At 46.3% G+C, this 24,789-nt stretch carries 23 protein-coding genes, 4 tRNA genes and 1 pseudogene; 4 read left to right on the top strand and 24 right to left on the bottom strand.

The genetic code is table 11. From position 1 onward, the window contains the following. Positions 1–170: 170 nt before the first annotated feature. Together ACWJJ4_RS00510 and ACWJJ4_RS00505 are read right to left on the bottom strand one after the other, a co-directional pair. On the bottom strand, positions 171–806 hold the full coding sequence (locus tag ACWJJ4_RS00510; RefSeq protein WP_156735336.1) for an SdpI family protein: 636 nt from the start codon (positions 804–806) through the stop codon (positions 171–173). After that, on the bottom strand, positions 803–1,090 hold the full coding sequence (locus tag ACWJJ4_RS00505; RefSeq protein ID WP_015240946.1) for an autorepressor SdpR family transcription factor: 288 nt from the start codon (positions 1,088–1,090) through the stop codon (positions 803–805). The genes ACWJJ4_RS00510 and ACWJJ4_RS00505 overlap by 4 nt, the downstream gene beginning before the upstream one ends. 174 nt (positions 1,091–1,264) lie before the next feature. On the opposite strand from ACWJJ4_RS00505, the gene ACWJJ4_RS00500 reads away from it, so the two are divergent. Continuing rightward, complete coding sequence (locus ACWJJ4_RS00500; RefSeq protein WP_071392516.1) at positions 1,265–2,680, top strand: sigma-54 interaction domain-containing protein; 1,416 nt, start codon at positions 1,265–1,267, stop codon at positions 2,678–2,680. Positions 2,681–2,725: 45 nt separating this feature from the next. Here the strand turns inward: ACWJJ4_RS00500 and ACWJJ4_RS00495 are convergent, their stop codons facing one another. From ACWJJ4_RS00495 to dnaB, 20 genes are all read right to left on the bottom strand, one after another. Continuing rightward, positions 2,726–3,445 (bottom strand): cupin-like domain-containing protein, encoded by a 720-nt coding sequence (locus ACWJJ4_RS00495; RefSeq protein ID WP_454021343.1) that lies wholly within the window; start codon positions 3,443–3,445, stop codon positions 2,726–2,728. Between the two features lie 13 nt (positions 3,446–3,458). Continuing rightward, complete coding sequence (locus ACWJJ4_RS00490) at positions 3,459–5,084, bottom strand: ABC-F family ATP-binding cassette domain-containing protein (RefSeq protein WP_454021342.1); 1,626 nt, start codon at positions 5,082–5,084, stop codon at positions 3,459–3,461. A 27-nt stretch (positions 5,085–5,111) separates the two neighbouring features. Continuing rightward, positions 5,112–6,302: an MFS transporter gene (locus ACWJJ4_RS00485; RefSeq protein ID WP_014306161.1), complete on the bottom strand. Its 1,191-nt coding sequence runs from the start codon at positions 6,300–6,302 to the stop codon at positions 5,112–5,114. A gap of 18 nt (positions 6,303–6,320) precedes the next feature. After that, a complete protein-coding gene (locus ACWJJ4_RS00480) occupies positions 6,321–7,643 on the bottom strand; it encodes an ABC transporter substrate-binding protein (RefSeq protein WP_454021341.1) in 1,323 nt (440 codons plus the stop codon). Next, positions 7,640–8,647, bottom strand: coding sequence for a ThiF family adenylyltransferase (locus tag ACWJJ4_RS00475; protein ID WP_077723099.1), 1,008 nt, complete (start codon positions 8,645–8,647; stop codon positions 7,640–7,642). The genes ACWJJ4_RS00480 and ACWJJ4_RS00475 overlap by 4 nt, the downstream gene beginning before the upstream one ends. 231 nt (positions 8,648–8,878) lie before the next feature. Further along, positions 8,879–10,297 carry a sensor histidine kinase gene (locus tag ACWJJ4_RS00470; RefSeq protein ID WP_454021340.1) on the bottom strand — a complete coding sequence of 473 codons (1,419 nt, stop codon included), beginning with the start codon at positions 10,295–10,297 and terminating at the stop codon, positions 8,879–8,881. Next, a complete protein-coding gene (locus ACWJJ4_RS00465) occupies positions 10,294–10,506 on the bottom strand; it encodes a winged helix-turn-helix domain-containing protein (RefSeq protein ID WP_416405977.1) in 213 nt (70 codons plus the stop codon). Before ACWJJ4_RS00465 ends, ACWJJ4_RS00470 begins: the two co-directional genes overlap by 4 nt. Positions 10,507–11,015: 509 nt before the next feature. Next, positions 11,016–12,212 (bottom strand): S1C family serine protease, encoded by a 1,197-nt coding sequence (locus ACWJJ4_RS00460; protein ID WP_454021339.1) that lies wholly within the window; start codon positions 12,210–12,212, stop codon positions 11,016–11,018. Between the two features lie 86 nt (positions 12,213–12,298). Further along, complete coding sequence (locus tag ACWJJ4_RS00455; RefSeq protein ID WP_004393110.1) at positions 12,299–13,093, bottom strand: MBL fold metallo-hydrolase; 795 nt, start codon at positions 13,091–13,093, stop codon at positions 12,299–12,301. A 14-nt stretch (positions 13,094–13,107) separates the two neighbouring features. Beyond that, the gene (locus ACWJJ4_RS00450; RefSeq protein ID WP_004393108.1) at positions 13,108–13,947 is read right to left on the bottom strand and encodes a two-component system regulatory protein YycI; all 840 of its coding nucleotides are present in this window, start codon (positions 13,945–13,947) and stop codon (positions 13,108–13,110) included. Further along, positions 13,934–15,292 (bottom strand): two-component system activity regulator YycH, encoded by a 1,359-nt coding sequence (gene yycH / locus ACWJJ4_RS00445; RefSeq protein WP_004393107.1) that lies wholly within the window; start codon positions 15,290–15,292, stop codon positions 13,934–13,936. Before yycH ends, ACWJJ4_RS00450 begins: the two co-directional genes overlap by 14 nt. After that, the gene (gene walK, locus ACWJJ4_RS00440) at positions 15,282–17,117 is read right to left on the bottom strand and encodes a cell wall metabolism sensor histidine kinase WalK (RefSeq protein ID WP_004393106.1); all 1,836 of its coding nucleotides are present in this window, start codon (positions 17,115–17,117) and stop codon (positions 15,282–15,284) included. Before walK ends, yycH begins: the two co-directional genes overlap by 11 nt. A gap of 6 nt (positions 17,118–17,123) precedes the next feature. Continuing rightward, positions 17,124–17,831: a cell wall metabolism DNA-binding response regulator WalR gene (gene walR / locus ACWJJ4_RS00435; RefSeq protein WP_004393104.1), complete on the bottom strand. Its 708-nt coding sequence runs from the start codon at positions 17,829–17,831 to the stop codon at positions 17,124–17,126. A 336-nt stretch (positions 17,832–18,167) separates the two neighbouring features. Further along, positions 18,168–18,240 (bottom strand) — tRNA-Phe (locus tag ACWJJ4_RS00430). Positions 18,241–18,276: 36 nt separating this feature from the next. Then, positions 18,277–18,353 (bottom strand) — tRNA-Asp (locus tag ACWJJ4_RS00425). A gap of 84 nt (positions 18,354–18,437) precedes the next feature. Beyond that, positions 18,438–18,509 (bottom strand) — tRNA-Glu (locus tag ACWJJ4_RS00420). Between the two features lie 8 nt (positions 18,510–18,517). Continuing rightward, positions 18,518–18,593 (bottom strand) — tRNA-Lys (locus ACWJJ4_RS00415). 201 nt (positions 18,594–18,794) lie between these two features. Beyond that, on the bottom strand, positions 18,795–20,087 hold the full coding sequence (gene purA, locus ACWJJ4_RS00410; RefSeq protein WP_004393102.1) for an adenylosuccinate synthase: 1,293 nt from the start codon (positions 20,085–20,087) through the stop codon (positions 18,795–18,797). A gap of 238 nt (positions 20,088–20,325) precedes the next feature. Then, positions 20,326–20,739, bottom strand: a complete 414-nt coding sequence (locus ACWJJ4_RS00405; protein WP_070082656.1) for a VOC family protein — start codon at positions 20,737–20,739, stop codon at positions 20,326–20,328. Positions 20,740–20,856: 117 nt separating this feature from the next. After that, positions 20,857–22,221 (bottom strand): replicative DNA helicase, encoded by a 1,365-nt coding sequence (dnaB, locus tag ACWJJ4_RS00400; protein ID WP_004393100.1) that lies wholly within the window; start codon positions 22,219–22,221, stop codon positions 20,857–20,859. Between the two features lie 169 nt (positions 22,222–22,390). Between dnaB and ACWJJ4_RS00395 the strand changes: the two genes are divergently transcribed. After that, entirely contained in the window at positions 22,391–22,588 is a 198-nt protein-coding gene (locus tag ACWJJ4_RS00395) for a DUF2188 domain-containing protein (protein ID WP_007407900.1), read from the top strand. A 31-nt stretch (positions 22,589–22,619) separates the two neighbouring features. Here the strand turns inward: ACWJJ4_RS00395 and ACWJJ4_RS00390 are convergent, their stop codons facing one another. Beyond that, positions 22,620–22,829 carry a hypothetical protein gene (locus tag ACWJJ4_RS00390; protein WP_015418617.1) on the bottom strand — a complete coding sequence of 70 codons (210 nt, stop codon included), beginning with the start codon at positions 22,827–22,829 and terminating at the stop codon, positions 22,620–22,622. Positions 22,830–22,947: 118 nt separating this feature from the next. On the opposite strand from ACWJJ4_RS00390, the gene ACWJJ4_RS00385 reads away from it, so the two are divergent. After that, positions 22,948–23,091 (top strand): YycC family protein, encoded by a 144-nt coding sequence (locus ACWJJ4_RS00385; protein WP_014306172.1) that lies wholly within the window; start codon positions 22,948–22,950, stop codon positions 23,089–23,091. A gap of 82 nt (positions 23,092–23,173) precedes the next feature. Continuing rightward, a pseudogene (locus tag ACWJJ4_RS00380) lies at positions 23,174–23,338 on the top strand (hypothetical protein); the annotation flags it as partial. A 140-nt stretch (positions 23,339–23,478) separates the two neighbouring features. On the opposite strand, the gene ACWJJ4_RS00375 reads toward ACWJJ4_RS00380, so the two are convergent. Beyond that, complete coding sequence (locus tag ACWJJ4_RS00375; RefSeq protein WP_454021338.1) at positions 23,479–24,771, bottom strand: glycosyltransferase family 4 protein; 1,293 nt, start codon at positions 24,769–24,771, stop codon at positions 23,479–23,481. Between the last annotated feature and the right edge of the window lie 18 nt (positions 24,772–24,789).

Genomic DNA, 24,789 nt, shown 5'->3' with positions numbered 1-24,789 from the left:
AAAGCAAGTTCCGTGCCAATCCGAAAAAAAGGGATGTTTCGCCAGCATTCTTTCTTTTCCTGCAAAATATTCCGGCAGTTTGCGTGCAAACTTCAGCCAAGCGCAAAATTTTTTTGCGTTTCCCGCTGACAAAATAGGAGCAATCCGATTAGATTGCTCCTGTTCAACAATTATTTATTTAATTGTCTCTGATATACAATGTAAGAATATAGTAAAGATAATATGATACAGCCGATTGCCGCAATGAAAATGACTGACACTCTATATACCGGCGGCAAAAAGGCTGCAAGCATCATGAGTATGCCCGCTAAGACAAAAATTTTCGAACTAACCCTGTGTGTATCCTTCCAAACTCTTTCACTGCTCAGCGTCCAAGGTGTTCTTATCCCTAAAAAGAAATTAGGCTTCACGATCTGAATGAAGTTTCCAAATACCATGAAAATGACTCCCACTATAAAGTTTCCTAAATAAGATATAGGGAGATCATATCCCAGGCCGGTCAAGATGGTCATCAGATTAATGACAAACAGAACCGCAAACATTGTATTAAATATAGCCATATATGGCCGGATAAATGTTTTGTAGTTATTTTTAGGATCAATCTTAGGGATGATAACCATTAAAATATATACAATAATCATGATGCCAATAAGCATCATCATCGCATTAGCTTTCGTTTGGTAATCATTTGCACTTCCGTTTAATCCCCAGTGTGTCGCCAAATTGTCCGGTAAAGATGAATAAGTGCAAACCCATGTGAAAACAGTTAAAACAATGATTCCTGCCGAAAAGAGATATTTTTTCATGATTCCCCGCCTTTCTTATTATCATGTTCTGAATCAGTCAGAGAAAAGAACCAGCCTATAAGATCCTGTAATACAGTGGTATTTAATGAATACATAATAAATTGGCCCTTCCTCTCATCGTGAACCAAATCAGTATTTTTCAATATGGTAAGGTGATGAGAAATACTGGGTTTTGACATGTCGAAGTGTTCCGCAATTTCACCAGCTGTCATGTCTTGTTTCTTTAATAAGTCCAAAATTCTTCTCCTTGTAGGATCGGCCAGTGCTTTAAAAGCTTTATTCAAAAACTTTCCCCCTCTCATATATATAAAATTTAGATATTTAAGTATATATCTAAATATCAGCCATTTCCCTAAAAAAGTCAATGGTTTTATTACCTCAATTTCCATTTATTTTTAAACATCGTCTAAGCGCAAAATTTTTTTGCGTTTCCTGTTCGATTTATTTTAAAATAATGAATGTTAAGACGATTGAGAGGGGGAATTGACCTGCACACAACCAGCGAATTTTACACACTCGTGTTACAAAGCATTCTGGAAGAGATTGATGTCGGGCTGCATGTGGTGGATGAGAAGGGCAGCACCGTCATTTACAATAAGAAAATGATGCAGATTGAAGATATGGATGAACGGGACGTCCTGCATAAAAATCTGACTGATGTATTTATGTTTTCCAATCAGCAGGACAGCACGCTCGTTCAGGCCCTTCAAGAAGGCAAAACGATTAAAAATGTAAAGCAGAGCTATTTCAATAACAAAGGCCAGGAAATCACGACGATCAACCACACCTTCCCGATTGTGCAAAACGGCGAGATCAAGGGCGCCGTGGAAATCGCCAAGGACGTCACCAAGCTCGAACGGCTGATCAGGGAGAACATGCACAGAAAAGAACAGAACAGCTACACGTTTGACAGCATTCTCGGCAACAGCCCGGTCATTCGGGAAGTCATCGAAAACGCGAAACGGGCAACCCGTACGTCATCGTCCGTGCTTTTGGCCGGCGAGACGGGAACAGGCAAGGAGCTGTTCGCCCAAAGCATTCACAACGGCAGCCAGCGCTCAGGCGCCCCGTTCATCTCACAAAACTGCGCCGCCCTGCCGGACAGTCTGGTCGAAAGTATTTTATTCGGCACGAAAAAAGGCGCCTTTACCGGAGCCATCGACCAGCCCGGCTTATTTGAGCAGGCGCAGGGAGGCACCCTGCTCCTCGATGAGATCAACTCTCTCAATCTCAGCCTGCAGGCAAAACTGCTCCGCGCCCTTCAGGAAAAGAAAATCAGGCGCATCGGATCAGCTCAGGACAAACCGATTGACGTCCGTATCATCGCCACGATGAATGAAGACCCGATCACCGCCATTTCAGAAGAGCGGCTGCGCAAAGATTTATACTACCGCTTAAGCGTTGTCACGCTGATCATTCCCCCGCTCCGGGAGCGCAAGGAAGACATTCTGCCTCTGGCCGAAGTGTTTATTCAGAAAAACAACCACCTGTTTCAAATGCATGTTGATTCGATCAGTGACGATGTGCAGCAATTTTTCCTGGAGTATGACTGGCCGGGCAACATCCGCGAGCTTGAACATATGATTGAAGGCGCCATGAACTTTATGACGGATGAAACGACGATTACGGCGGCCCACCTGCCTTACCAATACCGGATGAAAATCAAACCCGCTGACACGGAAAGCAAAGCCGCCGCAAGCACCCAGCCCGGCACCGATTTAAAAGACAAAATGGAAAACTTCGAAAAATACATGATCGAAAAAACCCTGAGAAAACACGGCAATAACATATCCAAAACGGCAAACGAGCTCGGAATCAGCAGACAGAGCCTGCAATACCGCCTGAAAAAATTCGGTCTGGACCGGATGAAATGAATCCATACAAAAAAAGGCTGAGATGCTTCTCAGCCTTTCGTCAGGTTATATCTGATTGGCAAGCCGCTCTCCGGCAAACCAAAAGTTCTCACTCACTGCCAATGTATGTTCCGTATTCTCGACTTGATGCCACCAATGGCGCGGCGCGTAAATGATTTCTCCCGCCTTTTGTCTGAAGCGGATCGGAGACGCCTTTTGCGCCAGCGATTTTTGCTCTATGTCTTTTTCATCAAAGACATTGATATTTCCTTCGTACAAATACGGAGAGTCGTCCGGATGATAGAAAATCCATTCCTTCTCCCCGAAAATGACGCCGTTCCACGCGTGCGTGCTGTTAAAATCCTGATGCAGCGGCGTGCCTGTCTGCTTAGAACCGAGAAAGAACCATTTCCAGTCCCGTCCCGTTTCTTCATCCGCTCTCAATGTGTCTTTTGTAAAATACTCGGGTGCGGAATAGACAAGGTCTAAGTCATTTTGGTTCAGCTGCGTAAAATTCCAGTCACAGTACCATTTATCATCATTCTGATCAATGTACTCGATATAGTTGGAAAGCTTTACTTGTTTAAACGTTTTGACCCCTTCGATATCTGATTTCCGGATGGTGACCATTCTGTCTCCATAGTGTTCGTCAATGTATTCAAGCGTCCACCGCCTGCATTCCCAGTGATCCATTGCCCCCGTCAAAATAAAAGGTTTCTTATCAGCATACTCGCTTACAAAAAGATCGTACGATAACTCATTGATTGTCAGTCTGTCAATGGTCATATCCATTCCCCTTTTATTCGGCAATCTGCCGTTTTTTTTGTTTGGCGTAACTGTATGGACCTGAAAAGATGGTGACGTTTTGATTCTCAAGCCAGAAAATCTTGTTGAACTTCTCCAGCAGGTTTCTGTCGTGAGAAACGCAGATGATGGTGCCTTGAAACTGCATCAGGCTGTTTTCGAGAATTTCCTGAGATTCAATATCCAAGTGGTTGGTCGGCTCATCCAGGATCAGGACATTCAGCTTTTTTTCCATTAAGATGGACAGCTTCAGCCTGATTCTCTCACCGCCCGACAGGACGGAAAGTTTTTTAAAGACCGACGACCCGTAAAATCCGTACTTGGCCAGAATATTCCGGGCCATGCCCTCTTCAGTCAGCAGATTTTCTTTAAAGAATTGCAGAATCGTCTGACTCGAATCTCCGACGTGGCTCTTTTGATCAATGTAGCCTATTTTAAGATTTTCCCCTACTTTAATGGTGCCGTCCGACAGTTCTCTTTCCCCGATGATGCAGCGGATCAGCGTTGTTTTGCCGACGCCGTTTCTGCCGACGATGCCGATTCTGTCTTTATGCTTTATGCGCAGATTCACATTTTGATATAAAAGGGAAGATCCGTTGGCCACCTTTCCGTTTTCAATGAACACAATATCTTTTGAACCGGCGCCCGCTTCCTGAAATGCGTTTTTTAATTTTTGCTCCGTCCGGACCGGCTTATTGATCAGCTCGATCCTTTTCAGCGCCTTTTCCATATTATTCGCGCGTCTGTGCAGGCCGACAGACGGCGGATTCGAGCGGTTGGCCCAATCTCTCAGCTGGGCGATGGATTCCTTCATCTTCTGTATTTTTCTCTGCTGTTCTTCATATTTCTCAAACTGGGCGATGATGAATTCTTCCCGTTTTTTCAGGTATTCGCTGAAACCGTAAGGCCAAATCTTCACCTCAGTATCATCAATCTCGAGCACCTTCATCGCCGTTTGGTCGGCAAACGTTTTATCGTGGGTCGTAAACAGAATGGTTTTGTTCGATTTTTTAATAAACCCTTCAAGCCATTCAATCGCATGGACATCCAAATGGTTGGTCGGCTCGTCCAGCAGTATAATGTCGTCGTTGCGGATTAAAATTTCGGCAAGGCCGGCTTTTGTTTTTTCGCCGCCGCTCAGCTTTGAAAACGGCTGGTCCTTTAATTCGCTGAGGCTGAGCCCGTTGCATACCTCGTCAATCATCGCGTGCATCTGGTAGCCGTTGTTCCGCTCAAATGTTTCCGTGTATTGACTGTACTTTTCCAATAAAGCAGTCAGCTCGTCATCACTCATCGGTTCCGAAAGCTTCAGCTCAATGGCCTTCATTTCCTTCTGGATCGCCGCGAGAGCTTCAAACGATTTTTCCAGATATTGATACAACGTCAGATCCTCATGGGGATCAGCGATCTGCTTCAGCAAACCGACCTTCGCCCCTTTGTTGATCGCAATCGTTCCTTCATCCGCCTCAAGCTCTCCTGAAAGCACCCTGAACAGCGTGCTTTTGCCGGAACCGTTCGGCCCGGCCACAAGCACTTTTTCGCCTTCATTGATGAAAAAAGAAACTTGTTTGAAAATCGTATCTCCCGCTAAATTTACCGTAAGATTATGAATATTCAGCAACTCACATCATCCCTTTGTCATTCTGGTTCAAAGCTCGACTTTATTCTGGATGGCGACGCTCGCTTTCAGTTTGTAAAAGCTGAGCATCATAAACAGCGACAATAAGATGGATAATACCCCGATTGCGGTCAGCAGCAAAGCTGAATCAAAATAGTCCGTTAAGAATCCGATAAACGGAAAGGCAATGAACATGAAGAGCGAGGTCATCAAACTGATAATGGACAGCAGCGTGGCTCTCGTTCTGGACGGAATCTCATTATTCACCACCTGACTGGATACGGGTTCTATCACATCATAGAGCGCGTTGATGACGACAAAAGCTGCAATCGTCACGTACAGACTGCCCGAAGGTATAAACAGATAGGCCGCCCCGATGATGCAGAATGTCAGCAGAAGCACGCGCCTCGGCGTGAATTTTTCCGCCGGCTTTGAAGAAAAGATGGAGCACAGCGCCTGCAAGATGGACAGCCCCGCAAAAATAATGGATATATTGCGCACGGACAGCCCTTCCTGACTTAACAGATCTTGTCCGTACATATAAAAAACCGATGTAATCGCAAAGAAAACGGAGAGTGACAGCACCAAATATTTAAAGGCTTTGTTCAGCCTGAAGAAATCTTTGACTTCTTTTAAGATGTCCCCGACCGTCTGCGTTTCGTGTTCACTGTTTTCAAATTTGATTTCCGTCAGCTGTGTAATGACCGCCATCGCAATCAGCTGAGTCACAATCCCGGCGATAAACACATACGACCATGATATTTCCTGCAAGTAGCCGCCGATGCCCATGGCGATCGCAAGACCGAGTATGACAAGTCCGTTATAGTTTCCGATGGATTTGCCGTACCACTTTTCTTTCCCTTGTTCTTTCAGTGAATCAAACAAAAAGGCGTGATCCGTTCCTGATATAAACGTCAGCCCGATACCGTATATAATATGGGCGATGAAGAGGGCGATGAAGTTATGGAAGCTCAGGAACATCACCAAATAGACAATGACCATAAAATGGCCGAGCAAGAGCGATTTTTTTCTCCCGATTCTGTCCGAGATGACGCCGCTCGGCACTTCCGCCAGAAACATCGCCAAATTCAGGACCGATTGCAGGATGCCCACAAGAAACAATGAATAATTCATGCTTGTTAAATATAAAATCCAAATTCCCCGTTCGAAAAAGAAGTTTCCGAAAAAACCGGAGAAGTAAAGCAAATTTCGATTCCGCAAATGAATACCCCTTTCCAGCTATCTGCATTTAACATCATGAACAGAAAGGAGCCCGTCAGTCTTCACACTAAAACCCTCTATACATGGATCTTGCAGATACAGACTTTTCCCAAAACAAATTGGGCAATAATGAGTTGTATTCTCGAATAACCCAAAAAGTTCCTTCTTTTTTTCAGATCCTATGGCATCAATGATCGTTTTTTTCTTCCCCGGATCGCTGATGTCGCGGATGAAATATTTGATATAGCTCAGCTCATGCATGTAAGCCGGCAGGAACAAATGGAGCTCAATATCAAACCCGCTTTTATCCATATGGTAATAATCATTGAAATGACTGACGCGGGAGACGGATACGTCCGCTCCGGCCCGCCGAAACAATTCAGCCAGCCTTTCAATGATCTCTCCGTTGGGATAATAATCGGCATAAACGATTCGGATCGGCTCTTCTTTTGTCAAAAGGGGCGGATCTTTCTTCGGTGTCCGCCCGCTTTCCCATATACCGATCAGCGAATCAGTCGGTGTGATGATATGCCCCAAATCGCCGGCCAGCTTTTGTTTATCAAAATAATGCTGAATGAAAGTTCTCAGCATGCCGTCCTTTACCTTGAAGGTAAATAACATCGGCAAATGATTTTCTTTAAAATCAGCATACTGCCGATACCTCATGTTGGAATGATGAAACTGGGTGTGGCAGGTCACGTCCGTTTGATTCGCTTCGTACAGCCCGATGCTTTTTTCCAGATCATCATTCAAAATAAATTGGATGATCTGAACGGTGCGGTGATCCGCGGGCGTCATTTTATATTGCGGATTCCGCTCAAATTCCAGCCCTTTCTCAAACGTACGCTTGAATCGGTACGGGCCGTTTTCCGGCACATCGCCCCCGGCGGTTCCCGGAATCAGAAAGCTGCTCTGCAAAACGGCTTCTATTTCATCAGACGGCTCGTCCAAGGTGACTTCAATTCGTTTTTCACCCGTTACGTTCACCCCGAGCTGATCGGAAGAGACGAGGCCTTTTACATACGGAACGGCCTGTTTTATGTTCAGGAAACTGCCGAGATGGGGACTTTGGTTTTCTTTCGTCAGATGATAGATGATCGTTTGAACCACACCCTCGGCGTCACCTAAATAGTCTGGGTGAATGTCCACCTGACAGGTGCGGCGATCTTTGCGGATGATTCGGCAGTTATAGCCGTCCTGCAGACTTTCATACATAATGCTGCAAATCATCTTGCTTGTGTAATCCTGCGTATCTAATGGGTTCAAGCGTATCGGGCTTGTGTCGATTTCTATTTTCAGAGGGTCGCCCGGTTTTCTCGCCGTACGATGCATCGTCTTCATAAAGCGCTTTCCTTTTGAGATAGCTTCGTTTCTGTAATATGAAGGCCGTCAAAGTCCAAGCCGATGCGGGTATTCAGGGATTTCGGGCTTCCGCCTGCAAGGTATGTGATAATGTCATGAGACATAAACGAGGATATAATACCGTTTGTCGCTCCTAAAGAACCTTTGATCGGTTCATCGGGGTAACAGTTCAGAAGTCCGGCCGGCATGCTTTTTTCATAGGTGACGCCGGATTGATAGGATTCAGGCGTGAGCAGAGGCCCCCATTGGCCGCTGAAGCTGCCGACACCCCCGGTCATAAACGCGATATTCCGCTGCTTACAATACTGATAAACCCATTCAGAAATGTTATGGGGTTTGTCAGCGGCATTTATGACGATATCAATTTCGTACGGATCTAACACACGCAGGTCCTGCGGCTGTGTCATTTCCTGATGGTAAAGTGCTGCGTCCGCATGAGGATTGATACCCGCAATATAATCTCTGCATTCTGAGATCTTTAATTTGCCTACAGAAGATTTATTATAGACGAATTGTCTGTTCAGGTTATGTACTGATACGGCATCGAAATCAATGAGAATAAAATGCTGGATGCCCGCCGCCAAAAGGTTTTGAAGAATGATCGTTCCGACGCCCCCCAGACCCACGATCGCTGCCCTGCTGCCGTCTAACCTGTTTTGGATCAGATTGGGGTTTTGGTTGTATTTCTCAAAATGGTACAGCTGCTTTTCAGTGATGCAGCCTTCACGGCCGTTTTGCCATGGCTCTATTAAAGCATCCAATTTCATTAACGCATCGAAAAACCGGTTTCCCGCTTCCTCTCCCAGAAGATCAGAAAGCTCTTGTTTTTCACAGCCGGTGATCAGCCGTTCAACCGCCTCTTTGATCTCACTCGTATGCGTAAGCTTAATCGCCTTTCGATATTGAATGATAATATGCGCCGTGTAGGTCAGCACCTGCACGCTGTCTTTAAACTTCCAGCGCTTACAGTCCGTTGACATCATGACATACCCCCTGAAAGATAATAACTCCCCAATGAGGGGAGTCACGGCTTTACTAGCAACGCTGCACCAAGCTTGCTGTTTCTGTATCAAGATCAAGTTCTTCAATCTTCATCAGTACACACCCCCTTTGCCAATAACTAGATATTATCATCAATATTGGAAAAGGACAAGTTATTTTTTGAAAATTTAGAATTTATATATAAATTGTGATATTTCTTCCGCTATCCCGGTTTATCCCGGCAGCCGGATGATGAACACGGAGCCTTTTCCCTGCTCACTTTTCACTTCAATTGTTCCGTTATGGCTGTCGATAATGGTTTCTGTAATGGCAAGACCCAGCCCCGTGCCGCCGGATTGACGGGATCGGGAGGTTTCCGCCCTGTAAAACCGGTCAAACACATGAGGCACATGCTCCGGAGCGATTCCCGTTCCGTTATCCGCAATCATAAGCATGATTCCTCCGTCTTTCTGCAGGGAGACGGTGATGACACCCGTGTCTTCATCCGTATGCTGCACCGCATTGTAAAAGAGATTGAGAATGGCCTGCTTCATTTTGTCTTTGTCAAAAACGGCTTCTATCTTTTGATCGACAAAGAACTCAAGTTTCCGGTTTCTCGCGAGCAGCTTCAGCTCAGCCTCCATTTCCAAAATGACGTCTCCCAATGCGCCTTTTTTCATTTCAAAGCTCGGCTCCCGGTCAATCTTCGCGAGAAACAAAAGATCCTCTATCAGCTTATTCGCCCTGACGGATTCCGCGTACATGCTTTGAAGCGCTTTTTCTTTCTGCTCCGGCTTTTCCGCCGCTCCGCGCATTAAAATTTCGATAAAGCCGTGAATGGAGGTAAGCGGCGTTCTCAGCTCATGTGATGCGTCTGATACAAACTGCCGGATGCGCTCCTTCTCTTCTTTTTCCGCCTGAAATGCGGTTTCAATCCGTTCCAGCATCTGATTGATGGAGATGCCCAATGACTCAATTTCGGCCTGCTTCCTATCAATCGGCAGCCGTTTATCGAGACTGCCGGCATGAATGTCACCCATCATATGCACAATGCGGGACAGCGGCTTGAGTGTGAGCCGGATCACCGGCAAAAAAACAAACAGTCCGATGACCAAAGCCGCAAAGGAAAGCATCGCGAAAATGCTGATCTGGCGGAAAAGCGAATCATTCAGAGGCTGTGTCAGCGTGCTCATTTGCACAACTCCCGCCTGACTTCCGTCAACGGAAATCGCCTGAAACACGACGATGATTTCCTCACCCGCCTTATTGTGAGCCACCTGATAGTGAAGCGCCATTGTATCTGTCAGCGCATCCCGATACACGTTTTTCGGGAAAGAAGGAGCGGCCCCCGCGTGCGGGTCTTCTGATAAAACTGACATCTTGTATGATTGATTGATAAAAGCAACCGTCACCCCGGGGTAAATCACCTTCGGATGAGCCGGTGTTTCGGAACGGGCAAGGGTTTTGATTGACTTCCATACGCTTTGATCCATTGAATTGATATCACTCTGAATGCTGATCGCCTGATTTTCATACATCGTCCGTCTCATCAACATGTACTGTGTGCCGCCGATGAAACATAACAGCAAGGTCAACATCGCCAGTGATCTGAACAGGAGCTGGAACCGCAGGGTTCTGTACAGCCGTTTCATGCCAGGTTCACCCTGTACCCGGCGCCCCGAACCGTGCGAATCACCTTGTGTTCTTTGTCCTTCAGCTTTTCGCGCAAAGAACGGATGTACACCTCGACGATATTGTCTTCCCCGAGGACCGTTCCGTGATGAAGCCCCATCGTTAAAGAATCAATGAGTGCAGACTCGCCGTCTGCACTCAGCAGCTTGATGCCTTTCAACTTATCCATGATGCAGTCTCTCCTTAGATGTATCAGCCTGTGTTTATTTTTTTCGCTTCCCCTTCTATTATTCGCTTTTATCTGAAACAAAACGGAATCCAAGCTGAATTGGTGAAAGTAAACGCTCAAAACGGAACTATCTGCAAATCATAATCAATAAGCTGCCGCTTCAATTCAGCACCAGTCTGTTTCAATTACAAAGTTCTAAGGTCATATCTGCCCTTTTCTAAACATACCCATTTTCAACTGAACGTGTTGAGACCCGCGTTCAGTTCTTTTTTATGGCTTCTGAAAAAAGGCATAAAAAAAGCGCCCCCGAAAAAGGACGTTTGATATGACGTGTTTCATTTTCTTAAATTCTGCATTCTAAAATAATTCTTCCTTCACATTCACCCTCGATTTCATTCAATACGATGATCACATCAGCCGTTTTCATGTGTTTCACCTCCCCGCTTCACAATAGTATAATATTAACAAATAAATCAATAAGAAACAGCCCGGATGTCCGGGCTGCTTTTTTATTTCTGTAATCGATCCGCTTCTGTCAGTTTGACTTCCGCTGTTTTTTTCTTTCCCGAACGGTAGAACGTGATGTTCACACGGTCGCCGATCTTTTTGCGATACAGGCGCTCGCGGAGATCCACAACGTCATTGACCTTATGTCCGTCGAATCCAGTGATCACGTCGAGCTTTTTCAAACCCGCTTTTCCGGCCGGTGAAAACGCGTCGACACCCATAATGACCGCCCCGGTTTTAACGCCTTTCGGGAGTTTCAGCGTCTGGCTCCAATGGTAGCTCGCAATATCCGTTAAGGATTTCATCTCAATACCGAGGAAAGGCCGTCGGACTTCTCCGTATTTTTCTAAATCCTGAATAACGGGAATGACAAGCTTTGACGGAATGGACAGGCCGATTCCTTCAACGGCGGATTCAGCGATCTTCATTGAGTTGATGCCGACCACCTTGCCCGATATATTCATCAAAGCGCCGCCGCTGTTGCCGGGATTAATCGCGGCGTCGGTCTGCAGCACTTCCGCATTCCAATCCGGATGTCCGTCGCCGTTTGAGTCAACAGGCACCGCCCTTTCCGTGCCTGAAATGATCCCCTGTGTCACTGAACCCGCAAATTCAAGTCCGAGCGGATTTCCGATCGCAATGACCGGTTCTCCGACTTTGACTTGATCAGAATTGCCGAACTGGGCGGCCGATTTGATTTTATCAGACTTCACCTTCAGTACCGCGAGATCCATCAGACGGTCGCTCCCGATCAGCTCAGCAGGCACGCGCGAGCCATCCTTCAGGCTGATCTCAATCTCAGTCGCACCTTCAATGACATGGTGATTGGTTACGATATAAGATGTGTTTCCGTTCTTTTTGTAAATGACGCCCGAACCGCTTCCCGCTTCGCCGCCCTCTCCCCAAATATCGGTCTTTTGGATATTGAGAACGCCGACTACCGAATCCGATACACGGCTGACCATATTCGTGACAGCGTCATTGACATTTACGTTGACTGTTTTCACCTGTTCGCTGTCGAGACGCTGGCTGGTGCTTTTGCTGCTGTCTCCATGGTCTCCGCCTGTCCAGTACGGCAACAGGAAAGCCATGAGCGCGGCCCCGACGATGACGCCGATCAGACTTGATAGAAAGTATCCTCTCTTGCTGCGGCGGGGCTGTTCGGAGGCGTACTGTTCATCATCGCGATTATAATCCACCCTATCTCAAATCCTTTCAAGAGTACTCGATTTGCTTATAGTGTGGGTCAGATCGCGGATTAATAATCATGATTCATTTGGAAAAATTACACGGCGCACAGCGGCGTCGGAATTTTCGGATCGGTATCAAATAACTGAAACGTTTCCCCGGCGACAAATCCTTTCGCAGCCAATGTCTGCTGCACGGACATTCTCGCCAGTTCCTTCATATTGTTGTCTTGGCTCAGATGCGCCAAATAGATGCGCGATGTGCCGTCGCCGATGACATCAGTCATGGCGAGCGCCGCATCTTCATTCGAGACGTGGCCGACATCGCTTAAAATCCGCCGCTTAATGCTCCAAGGGTATCTGCCCATTTGCAGCATGCCGACGTCATGGTTGCTTTCAAACACAAACACATTGGCCGAACGGATGATGCCTTTCATTCTGTCGCTCACATATCCGGTGTCCGTCATCAGCGCGAGCTTTCTGCCTTGGTAGTGGAAAACGTAAAACATCGGCTCGGCCGCGTCATGAGAGACGCCGAATGACTCAACATCAAGCCCGCCGAAAGATTTCACGCTTTCCATCGGGAACAAAAACTTTTGTCCGGTATCCAGCTTGCCGATCTGATTCTCCATCGCTTTCCACGTCTTTTCATTGGCGTAGACGGGTAGACCGTACTTTCTCGCAATGACGCCGAGCCCTTTAATATGGTCGCTGTGCTCGTGAGTGACAAAGATGCCGTCGACGTCGTCTATCTTACGGCCGATTCTCTCCATCAGCCCGTCCATCGCTTTACCGCTCAGGCCGGCATCCACCAGAAAAGAGTGCTCCTCTGTCTCCAGATAAAACGCGTTTCCGGTACTCCCGCTCGCAAGCACGCTAAATTGCAAGCCCATTGTGTCTCACTCCATTATTTATTTTGATTGTTATCAATGACTGTGCTTTCCAATGCATTCACAGTGTACGTTTGCTGTGTCTTTTTCTTCGTCCCTTTTGACTTATCTTCAATTGTAATTCTCCATACCGGCGCCAGCACCTGCGTACTTGTCAGCGGGTATTGGGCAATATAGCCGAACTTGACGCTTTTAACGGCGCAATTCGCTTTTAAGTAATTTTGAGAATACAATAATTCGACCGCATCAAGCTCAGGAATCAGGCTCTCCGTCTGGATTCGCTTGAATGACTCCAGCATGGTCTGCTCGTAAGATACGACCTGGTTTTTATCGTTCAGATGCAGAATCACCTGTCCGATCGCATCCGTGGACGAGTCAAAATCCTGATAAATAAACTGTCCGTCATACGTCTGGTAAAAAATGATCTGTTTTTGATCCTTGTCGACTTTCCACAGTTTATATTTTTCACCGCCGGTTACTTTAGAGCTGACGAGCGATTCCGCATCCTCCTGCGGTTTTTGCTTCGATAAACCGACCGGATCGGTAAATTTCATTTTCAGCGTTGTGACCTTATGATCATCCGCCGGCATCTCCATTAACGGCTTTTGATCCTTCAAAGCATCAATATCTTCAGCGGTAAATACCTTTTGGCCCGCCGTCAGCCGGTAGCCCGTCGCGGAATCAGAAGACAGGTTGCCGAATGTGATATGGTCCATCTCCATGTCTTTTTCCACGTTTGAATTTTTAATCACTTCGTATTCACTGCTCGAGCGTTTTTCAAAAAACTGATAGCCGAGAAAAATATCGAGGATGAGGAAGGCAATGATGAAGATCGTTTTTGTCTTATTCCACTCCATTATCGTCCTCCTCCTTCCCCAGCAGATCTTTCGTAATCGGGACGATCTTCCCGTTGATTTTCATACTCCAGACGGGTTCCAGCTCAACAAGATCATTCGTTGACGAAGAGACCATTTGATAGGACAGGAAGATCTGGTCGATTTTGTTCACGTCGTATTTATCCTGCTGCTCCAGCAGAGACACAACCTCATTGCCGTTCATCATTTTTACGTCTTTTGTTTTAATCGGATTCGGCCCGAGAACATAGTTCGGCCGCTTGTAGCTGAGAACCTCGTCATTGGCCCATTGCAGGGTCAAAACAGGGCCGGATCCGAAAGGCTTAGACGTGCTGTTGATCACAGGCATTTGGTCTTTAAACATGTAGAAACTCAGCTGCTGGTTATCACTCACATTGAAAAATTGATAATGATCCGTCCAGCTTCCCGTATCCTCTAAATATTTATAGCTTTTCTTAATCAGCTCACCCGTTTGGTAAGAAGCGCTTTGTGCCAGGTTCCGATGCTGGAATTGAATCTGCCGCTGTGTCGAATTGATTTCCAGACGGCTGATTCCGTCAGTCAGCACATTCCGATTGTAATTCGGGTCCTCTCTGACCGTGCTCGGATCATTAAAAAGCGTCTGCTTAAACAGGTTCGTCTTAATGGTTTCAGTGATAAATTCTTTTTCCTTCATATTAAACCGCGCATTCGGCATGAGAAATTCTTTGCTTTTTCCGACCGAATAGAGGTGGTATAACGGCATACTCGACTTTTTGCTGTACAGCTCATTCATCAGATTGCGGTAATTCGCCGATTCCACAGTCACTTCCAAAATCAGCTGCTTGCTGTACGAGACCATGTAAATCTTCTTATTCGTCTTATTCTCATTAAACGGAATAACAATATGGTCAAATGAGCTGTATTCCATTGACGGATTTGACCATTTAAACATCGATTGGAAGAAATCAATCGGAATGGTGTCATTGAATTGCAGATCGAGCTTTGCCGAATTGCCGTTTCTGCCGTAAAGCCAATTTTTAAAACCGAGCTTGTCGTATTGATCGGAAATATCCTTCATCCCTTTTACTTCCCATTGCGGCAAATCCGCCCACAGGTCATTAAAGAGCGTCTCATCATCCACTTTATAATGAGAGCCGTTTGTATGAATAAACATATCCCGGGGTTTTACCGTTTGCGACACTTTTTGGCTCGTTTTATCAATTTTATGCTTTTCCCGGACAGTCGATTTGGTTGAGGCCGTGCCTTCTGAAAAATTGGGCTGGAATGTCCAAATTCCCCATGTTAAAACAAGACTAATGACGACCAGCACTGACAGTATGACTGTTTTTATATTTTCACGCCTCATCCCAATCATCCTCTTGCTCTTCTTTATATGGAAGAGTAAATGTAATCTTCGTTCCTTTGCCTTCTACACTGTCGGCCCAAATGTCTCCGCCGTGCGCCTGAACCATCTCTTTTGCAATCGCAAGGCCGAGCCCGGTGCCGCCGAGTTTTCTCGTGCGCGCTTTATCCACTCTGTAGAAACGGTCAAAGACTTTTTCCACATCTTTTTTCGGAATGCCGATACCTTCATCTTTTACGCTGATATAAAGCAGCTCTTCTTTCTCGTTCACATCGACTGAGAAAGTGACATGCCCGCCTTCCGGTGAGTATTTCAGTGCGTTAGAAATGATATTATCGAGAACCTGCGTCACTTTATCCTGATCAATCTCCACGTACAGATTTCTGTCCGGAAGCTCGCGGATAAATTCGACATGCTGTTCTTTCGTCATTTCAAAACGATCGATAATCAGTGACATAAAGCGGATCATATGAATCCACTCCCGATTAAACTGATAATCTTTGCTGTCGAATTTAGAAAGCTGAAGCAGGTCGTTCACCAATCTGATCATGCGCTCAGTCTCATTTTGGGTCACCATTAAGAAACGCGGAGCGATATCTTTGTTTTCCCACGCGCCCTCTGCAAGCGCCTCTAAATAGCTTCGCATGGTCGTCAGCGGTGTCCGCAGCTCATGAGACACGTTGGCAACGAACTCTCTGCGCTCCCGATCGAGTTTTTCCTGTTCGGTGACATCATAAAGAACCGCGATTAAACCGTCGATTTTTCCGTGCTCTCTCTGAATAACGGAAAAATTCACCCGCAGTACAGTCGTTTCATCGTCACGTTCGATCTCCAGCAGCATTGAATCCTGCTGTTCTACTAAATCCTCAAATGTAAAGTTCTCTTTTATGCCCAATAAAGACGTAATCGGCATCTCTAAAGCCGTTTCACGTGAAACATTCAGCAGCTCAAGCGCAGGGCTGTTTAAAAGAATAATAGCCCCGTTGCGATTCGTAGCGATGACACCGTCCGTCATATACGCGATAACGGAAGAAAGCTTTCTTCTCTCCCCTTCCGTCATGGCTTGGGCATCTTCAAGCTCTCTCGTCAGATGGTTGAACGTCGTTGCGAGCTGACCGATTTCATCATGCCCGTATTTCCGCACCTTTCTGGAGAAATTCCCTTTTGCCAGTTCCATCGCCTGCTTACGCATATCCGACAGCGGATGGGTGATGGTGCGGGCGAGAAATATACCGAGAAGAGCCGTCAGAACAAGGGCTAAGCCTGTTCCTGAAGCAAGAATCGAGTTGACGGTTTTCATCTGGTTAAAGGTATCTTCCATACTGGCCACGACATAAATCGCGCCGACAACTTCCTGATTCTCTGTGACGACAGGTTTTGCTGAAATCAGCACTCTGTTTTTGCTTTTAGGATCATAATATTTTTTTGAATAGGCCTGTTTTGTTGAGAAAATCCGTTTAAAAATCGGGTCAGTCGTCTGTTTCCCCGCTATTTCCTCGCCATAAGGCCTCGAAGAACCGACGACCTCATAGCTTTTATCAACAAATGTAATCTCCCGTATTTCATTGTTTTTCGTAAAATCATTCAAAATCCGTTTGACGTCATCTTTAATGACGGTGCTGTCATTATCTCCTTTATATTCCTGCTCAATATAATAGGATAGATTGTCAATCCGCTGATTTAACGATAATTCATAGGACTTGAGAAGAGAATTCTCCACCTGTTTCACAAAGTACACGCCGATAATCTGCATGGCGATGATAATGAGAAGCACATAGATCAGCGTGATCTTAAACTGAATAGACCGAAAAAAACCAACCTTATTCATCGCCGGTTAGTCCTGTTCAGGATTTCTCAAGTAATAACCGACACCCCGTCTTGTGACGATCCAGTTCGGATGGCTCGGATTATCCTCGATTTTCTCACGGAGACGGCGCACTGTTACATCCACCGTTCTCACATCACCGAAATAGTCATAGCCCCACACAGTCTGCAGCAGATGCTCACGCGTCATAACCTGTCCGATATGTTTGGCTAAGTAATGAAGCAATTCAAACTCACGATGAGTCAGCTCGATCGTTTCTTCTCTTTTTGATACGACATAAGCGTCAGGGAAGATGACGAGAGAACCGATATGAATGTCATTAGAAGCTGATTCTTCCTCAGCCGGCGCAACCGTAAGCTGGCGGCGCAGGTTCGCTTTGACGCGGGCCAGAAGCTCACGCGTGCTGAAAGGCTTCGTGACATAGTCATCCGCTCCGATTTCAAGCCCGATGACCTTGTCAATCTCCGAGTCTTTTGCCGTCAGCATAATAATCGGCATATCATATTTTTTCCGGACTTCCCGGCACACTTCAACTCCGTCTTTATTCGGAAGCATAATATCTAAAAGAATTAAATCAGGCTGAAGCTCCTCCACCATTTCCACGGCTTCGTTTCCGTCGTACGCACAATGCACGTCATAGCCTTCTTTTCTTAAATTAAACTCTAATATATCTGCAATCGGTTTTTCATCATCGACTACAAGGATTTTCTTATCCATCATCTTGATTTTCCTCCTGCCAGAATGACTTCATTTCATCTATTGATGTTTCATGATGATCACAATTCGGATCATGAAAAACGTTCCCCGTCTATTATAACGGTTTCAGGTCAAAAGATAAAAAAATTAAAGAGAACAGCGCAAAAACGTATTGAACTGCCATCCTTTTGTCATGTTTTTTATTTTCTTTTAAAAAATAATATTTTTTTGAAACCTCACGAAAATAAACGCCGTCTATTGTTTGACGTCTTCTTCTGGGCCGGCTGAAAAGCCGGCTCTCCCTTTTTTATAACAAAAGAAAAAACGCACCTACTATTGCAGATGCGTTTGGGTAAGTGGCTCGGGACGGAATCGAACCGCCGACACACGGATTTTCAGTCCGTTGCTCTACCAACTGAGCTACCGAGCCAGATGTTTCTTTTCTATACTATAAAGTAAAGTAAAATGGCGGTCCGGACGGGACTCGAACCCGCGACCTCCTGCGTGACAGGCAGGCATTCTAACCAACTGAACTACCGGACCTTACAGTAATTTGTCCGGAGAACCGTATCGTGGCGGCCCTCCGAGGACAAATAAGGAGTTAGCAATAACGCTAAAGTAAATCAATGACCCGTACGGGATTCGAACCCGTGTTACCGCCGTGAAAGGGCGGTGTCTTAACCGCTTGACCAACGGGCCATAAAAAGTGGTGAGCCATGAAGGACTCGAACCTTCGACCCTCTGATTAAAAGTCAGATGCTCTACCAACTGAGCTAATGGCTCTTGATGTGTCGGATTATGTATCATAGAGCATTGAGACAAAAGCTTTCTTGCAGTACTCTATTGAAGCTGTTCCGTAACAACGAGATTTATAATATCATAGAACATTCGAAAGTGGCAACTACTTTTTTGAAAAAAATCTATTATTTTTTTCCTACATAAAAAACAAGCCTCCATGACCGGAGGCTTGTTTGCTGCAAATTCTTAGTTAGCGCGGTATACGCTGCGGATGACGTTCGTTTGTGAACGGTCGGGACCGACAGAGAAAATAGAAAGCGGAATACCTGTCAGCTGAGATACGCGTTCCAAATAATGGCGCGCATTTTCAGGAAGATCGCTCAATGTTTTTGCGCCTGTGATATCTTCCGTCCAGCCAGGCATTTCTTCATATACCGGTTCACACTCAGCGAGGGCTTTCAGGCTTGCCGGGAATTCTTCAATCACTTCACCTTTGTAGCGGTAAGCGACACAGATCTTCAGCGTTTCAATGCCAGTCAGCACATCAATTGAGTTCAAAGAAAGATCTGTGATTCCGCTGACGCGGCGGGCGTGGCGGACAACAACGCTGTCAAACCAGCCGACACGGCGAGGGCGTCCTGTCGTTGTGCCGTATTCGCGTCCGACTTCACGGATTTGATCTCCGATTTCATCTTTCAGCTCAGTCGGGAAAGGACCGTCACCGACACGGGTTGTGTACGCTTTAGATACGCCGACGACGTGCTGGATTTTTGTCGGGCCTACGCCTGAACCGATCGTCACCCCTCCGGCGACCGGATTGGATGAAGTGACAAACGGGTATGTCCCTTGGTCGATATCAAGCATAACCCCTTGAGCGCCTTCAAATAAAACGCGGCGGCCTTCATCCAGCGCGTCATTCAGAACGACGGATGTATCGCATACATACTTTTTAATCTGCTGGCCGTATTCATAATACTCATCCAGAATATCTTCAATTTTGAAGCCTTCCGTTTCATACATTTTTTCCAGCAGACGGTTTTTCTCTTCAAGGTTCCGTTCAAGCTTTTCTGCAAACACGTCACGATCTAGCAGGTCTGCGATCCGGATGCCGATCCGCGCCGCTTTGTCCATATAAGCAGGTCCGATGCCTTTTTTCGTTGTGCCGATCTTGTTGGCCCCTTTGCGTTCTTCCTCTACTTCATCCAGTTTCAGATGGTATGGAAGAATGACGTGGGCTCTGTTGCTGATTCTCAAGTTATCCGTGCTCACATTGCGCTCATGAAGATACGCAAGCTCCGTTACGAGCGCTTTCGGATCAACAACCATTCCGTTCCCGATGACACACGCTTTTTCTTTATAAAAAATTCCTGATGGGATTAAATGAAGCTTGTACGTGACGCCATCAAACTTGATGGTATGTCCTGCATTGTTTCCGCCTTGATAACGTGCGATCACTTCTGCATTTTCTGATAGGAAATCTGTAATTTTACCTTTTCCTTCATCGCCCCACTGCGTACCTACTACGACTACTGAAGACATATATCCGTGCACCTCCGTTAACCTTTCAAAACGATATCTCATTCAAACAAATTAAGTGTATCAGTGCAGAAACAGAAAGTCAATCGTAAATCCGAACGTTTAAATCTTATTATTCTATATTTGTTCGCCTTAAACCTGATTAAAAGCGTTTTCTCTTTCATTTGCTATCTATTACTCCCGAAACTTTCATACTTTAACATGAAAAAGAACCCGTGTCCCAGGTTCTTCAGACAGTCATTTATATTCCGCTTGTATTCATCAGGACGATCCGCCAGCCGTCAGGATCTTCGATGGTCACGCCTTTTTCTTCCCAGTACGGATTTTCGGATTCTTTCTCCTCATATCCCATCTGCTTTAATTTCGTGCTGATGCGAATGACCTCCTGCTGATCAGGGATGTAAAAGACAAGCAGGCTGTCGCCGTGCGGAACGGGCGCCGGCTGAGACGAGCCGGTTTCTTCGGTGAATTCTAAGTGATATTGCGTATGCGGCAGGCCGAACATGACGCCGCTGTAGCCCTCATGTCCGGAAAAACTGCCGATTCTCTTCAATCCGAGGCCTTCTTCATAAAACCTGATGATTTCTTTGAGCTGTCCGGTCGGCCGGGCAATCCGGATTTGCGCCGCTTGGAATTGCGGAAATTCAATTGTCATCATCATCCCTCCCTTAATGCCATTATATAAAAGCGCTTTCTTTTTTTCGTCTGCCGAACGGACGGCATTCTCTCATTCTTTCGGATGAAAAAAAGCCTCAAGACATTGCTTGAGGCTTTACGCACCTGCCGGAACACCGCCGTCATCAAAGCGCCTTTCCAGGTTTACGAACTTATTGTATTCTTTCACAAAAGCCAGTGAGACGGTGCCCACCGGGCCGTTACGCTGTTTGGCAATAATGATTTCGATGATGTTTTTGTTTTCGGATTCTTTATCATAGTAATCATCACGATACAGGAAGGCGACGATGTCGGCATCCTGCTCAATACTTCCCGACTCACGGATATCTGACATCATCGGACGTTTATCCTGCCGCTGCTCAACACCCCGGGAGAGCTGAGACAGGGCGATGACCGGGACTTCGAGCTCCCGCGCCAGCGCTTTTAGCGCCCGTGAAATTTCCGATACCTCTTGCTGACGGTTGTCGCTCGAACGGCCGCTTCCCTGAATGAGCTGCAGGTAGTCAATTAAAATCATGCCCAATCCGTTCTCCTGCTTCAGCCTGCGGCATTTTGAACGGATTTCGCTGACGCGGATGCCGGGGGTGTCATCTATAAAGATACCGCTGTTTGACAGGCTTCCCATCGCCATCGTCAGCTTGCCCCAATCTTCTTCCGTCAGATTACCCGTTCTGAGATTTTGGGCGTTAATATTCCCTTCGGCGCAGAGCATACGCATGACAAGCTGCTCGGCACCCATCTCAAGACTGAATATCGCGACGCTCTCATCCGTTTTGGTGGCCACGTTTTGCGCAATATTTAAGGCAAACGCCGTTTTCCCCACGGACGGACGGGCTGCGACAATGATCAAATCATTCCGCTGAAAACCCGCCGTCATCCGGTCAAGCTCGATAAAGCCGGTCGGAATCCCGGTTATATCGCCTTTCCGGTTGTGAAGCTGCTCAATGTTGTCGTATGTTTGCACAAGCACGTCTTTAATATTTTGGAAGGCGCCCGAATTTTTTCGCTGCGCGACCTCCATAATCGTTTTTTCCGCATCGCTTAATAAATCTTCAACTTCATCCTCGCGCGTATACCCGTCTTGAGCGATCGAGGTCGCCGTTCTGATTAAACGGCGGAGAATGGATTTTTCCTCAACGATTTTCGCGTAATATTCTATATTAGCCGCTGTCGGAACGGAATTCGCGATATCCGTCAGGTAAGAAACGCCGCCCACCTCTTCTAACAAATCGGTATTCGCAAGCTCTGACGTTACCGTGACCAAATCAACCGGTTCACCGCGGTCTCCGAGCACGAGCATGGCATTGTAAATTTTTTGATGTGACATTCTGTAGAAATCATCCGGAATCAACACTTCAGAAGCCAGTGTCAACGCAGACGGCTGTAAAAAAACAGCACCTAACACGGCCTGCTCAGCTTCTATGTTTTGCGGCGGCAGCCGATCATTCAAAAGGTCTGTCATGCTAAGCACCGTCCTCTCCTTAAAAAATATCCAAACTCCATTTTACCATTTCTCATGAAAAAGAATAGAAAAATATCACTTTCCCTGTATTTGGAGGAGAGGGTTATGTGTTTTGCCGTTCCGAATGCCGGGAAACAAATAAATAAATCGAAACCGGGAGGTAAGAAGGATGAAAACATATGCTGTAACACCCAGTGTTGATGCGGACGGATGGTTTGTGAAGGTGGAAAATGTGGCGCCGACGGCTCTTTATACATCAAAGGACGCGGCGATCGAGAAAGCGGAGCAGACGGCGAAAGAGAACAGCCCGTCTAAGCTTGTCATTTATGATCAGCATAAAAACATTGAAGAAGAACGGTCCTTTTAAGAAAAGCCTTCGCCCGAGCGAGGGCTTTTCCTTATTCGATGAAACGGATGTGCAGCACCGTCTGCGCCATGAGATCGGCCGTTTTTTGATACAGCTCCCATTCTTCACAGGCGGCGAATACTTTCATCATGTCCTGCAATGTCTGTTTCAGTATGATAAATTCGTCAATTGTCCGCAGTTCTGCGGCTTTTTTCTGATAATCAGCCAGCTTCAGCTGTAATAACATCAATGGCGATTGCATAAAAAACCTCCCCCATTCTGTTATAAAGCCCCGCTTTTCAAACCTCCATTCCTTTGTCATATCCTCTTACGATAGATTTCTGATTTTAGTACAATAAAGAAACGGAAGGAGTGATCACATGAAACCGCTGCAAATTTCCGCCGAAACGGCGCAAAAGCTCGCAGAATCACTGAATATGCCGCTTGAGAGAATCATGCACATGCCTCAGCACATTCTGCTTGCCAAATTAGCTGAAATCCAAAAAGAGAACGATCACAAATAAAGGCCGCTCTCTCATATATATGTGCGGGAGGCGGAAGCGATGGCTTTCCGCCTCTTTTTTCCGTGAAGAAAGTTTCGGTAAAACCGTCTCACAGCTGAAAAAACTTGTTGACGAAGGAAAAGTGAACTATTTCTTATAATCCGGAAACAATTCAGGCAACACAAAGCTTGTCTCATGGATTAAAAAGAACGGCACAAAAATCTCAGCTGACCGATACAGCACCGGAAAAACAAGCTCAGCCCTATGAGGAATGACAGGCGGCCCGGACGGACAAAGTCAGCAGACTCTGTATGAGATTGAAAAAACAGCTCGGAAAGAGGCTGGATAGTTAAACACCGGCCTCTTTATTTTGCTCTTGAAGCACCTGCCATGCGGCGCCGGTATCATTCAGAAAAATGATTGATAAATCCTTTCTATTTTTGAAACCATCAGTTCCTGACGCAGATGCCGGCCGGCATAGGAGCGCGCTTCTTTTCCAAGCCGTTCCCTGAGAGACTGATCCGTAATCAGCATTACGAGGGCATCAGCAAGTTCGCGGCTGTTGCCGGGCTGACAGATAAGCCCTGTGTCCTCATGCCGGATCATCTCAGGGATTCCTCCGCAGTCAGTTGCGACAATGGCTTGACCTGAGAACATCGCTTCGATGATCGCTATGGGGAAATTATCATTCAATGTCGGCAGGACAAATATAGATGATTCAGCCAAAAGCGCCGGCACATCATGTCGTTTTCCGAGGAAAAACACGTTTGAGAGGCCCAGTTTCCGTCTCTTCTCTTCCAGAAACTCTCTCATGTTTCCGTCTCCGATGATCCATATATCCACTCCGGATAAATGGTGCCGGATGCGGGCGAGAGCGTCCAGCAGCACATCATGTCCTTTTCGCTCGGTCAGACGGGAAACGCACGCAATCACGAGCTTTTCAGCACGTTTTGGCTCGGGTGCATCCCGGATGTCAATGCCGGTATGAACAGTCGTCAGCTGAGCCTCCTTCGCTCCGTACTCCAGCAAGGGCTCGTGAAAGGAGTCGCTGATTGTAATGATTTTATCCGAAGCCCGAATACCCTGCCTTTCTATTTCACTGAAATATGCCTCTTCTATTGAACCCTTTTGGATTTTATGAAACTTCATCCGGCTTTTCGTAAAATGTCCGTGCGGCGTAAAAAAAAGCGGACGCCGATACGTTTGATTAAGGTATCCCAGCAAAAATACCGCAAATAAATCCTGCGCGTGAAACAGGTCATATTGTTCTAAGTCTTTCTCCTTCAAAAATCTTTGAAAGACATGTAAATAGCTGAGATTCTTCACAAACTTTTCGTTTGCGGCGCCGTATCTGCCAACAAGAAACGCTCTGATCTCGTCAGCGGCCCGCGGGATATCTTCCTGAAAAAAAGCTGGCGGCATTTGGAGCGGCGAGATGACATCCGCCTGATGACCGATGCGCTCAAAACCCGTCTTAATTGACGTGATATAACTCGCCAGTCCTCCGACATTCGGGTAACGGAGAAAGGTTGCGTACAGAATACGCAATGGCTTTTTTCGTTTGGGGGAGCTTTTTCCTTCCGCACAGAACGAATACAGCATCTCCGGCTCACTTTGATGTTCGATCCCGTAAAATTGATCCATGACGCGCAATAAGGCAAGAGGCACCAGACCGTTCGGCTTGCCGATCTCTTCTTTCAAATCCGCTCCCCCTCTCTT

The sequence above is a fragment of the Bacillus sp. JK62 genome, assembly GCF_053663455.1.
This window is presented reverse-complemented; position numbering and strand designations above follow the sequence as displayed.

Bases quoted from the DNA above. Each gene is read 5' to 3' on its own strand.
- ACWJJ4_RS00510 (WP_156735336.1), bottom strand. From the start codon at position 806: ATGAAAAAATATCTCTTTTCGGCAGGAATCATTGTTTTAACTGTTTTC.
- ACWJJ4_RS00500 (WP_071392516.1), top strand. From the start codon at position 1,265: ATGTTAAGACGATTGAGAGGGGGAATTGACCTGCACACAACCAGCGAA.
- ACWJJ4_RS00495 (WP_454021343.1), bottom strand. From the start codon at position 3,445: ATGACCATTGACAGACTGACAATCAATGAGTTATCGTACGATCTTTTT.
- ACWJJ4_RS00480 (WP_454021341.1), bottom strand. From the start codon at position 7,643: ATGAAGACGATGCATCGTACGGCGAGAAAACCGGGCGACCCTCTGAAA.
- ACWJJ4_RS00475 (WP_077723099.1), bottom strand. From the start codon at position 8,647: ATGATGTCAACGGACTGTAAGCGCTGGAAGTTTAAAGACAGCGTGCAG.
- ACWJJ4_RS00470 (WP_454021340.1), bottom strand. From the start codon at position 10,297: ATGAAACGGCTGTACAGAACCCTGCGGTTCCAGCTCCTGTTCAGATCA.
- ACWJJ4_RS00465 (WP_416405977.1), bottom strand. From the start codon at position 10,506: ATGGATAAGTTGAAAGGCATCAAGCTGCTGAGTGCAGACGGCGAGTCT.
- ACWJJ4_RS00455 (WP_004393110.1), bottom strand. From the start codon at position 13,093: ATGGGCTTGCAATTTAGCGTGCTTGCGAGCGGGAGTACCGGAAACGCG.
- ACWJJ4_RS00450 (WP_004393108.1), bottom strand. From the start codon at position 13,947: ATGGAGTGGAATAAGACAAAAACGATCTTCATCATTGCCTTCCTCATC.
- yycH (WP_004393107.1), bottom strand. From the start codon at position 15,292: ATGAGGCGTGAAAATATAAAAACAGTCATACTGTCAGTGCTGGTCGTC.
- walK (WP_004393106.1), bottom strand. From the start codon at position 17,117: ATGAATAAGGTTGGTTTTTTTCGGTCTATTCAGTTTAAGATCACGCTG.
- walR (WP_004393104.1), bottom strand. From the start codon at position 17,831: ATGGATAAGAAAATCCTTGTAGTCGATGATGAAAAACCGATTGCAGAT.
- purA (WP_004393102.1), bottom strand. From the start codon at position 20,087: ATGTCTTCAGTAGTCGTAGTAGGTACGCAGTGGGGCGATGAAGGAAAA.
- ACWJJ4_RS00405 (WP_070082656.1), bottom strand. From the start codon at position 20,739: ATGACAATTGAATTTCCGCAATTCCAAGCGGCGCAAATCCGGATTGCC.
- dnaB (WP_004393100.1), bottom strand. From the start codon at position 22,221: ATGACAGACCTTTTGAATGATCGGCTGCCGCCGCAAAACATAGAAGCT.
- ACWJJ4_RS00395 (WP_007407900.1), top strand. From the start codon at position 22,391: ATGAAAACATATGCTGTAACACCCAGTGTTGATGCGGACGGATGGTTT.
- ACWJJ4_RS00390 (WP_015418617.1), bottom strand. From the start codon at position 22,829: ATGCAATCGCCATTGATGTTATTACAGCTGAAGCTGGCTGATTATCAG.
- ACWJJ4_RS00385 (WP_014306172.1), top strand. From the start codon at position 22,948: ATGAAACCGCTGCAAATTTCCGCCGAAACGGCGCAAAAGCTCGCAGAA.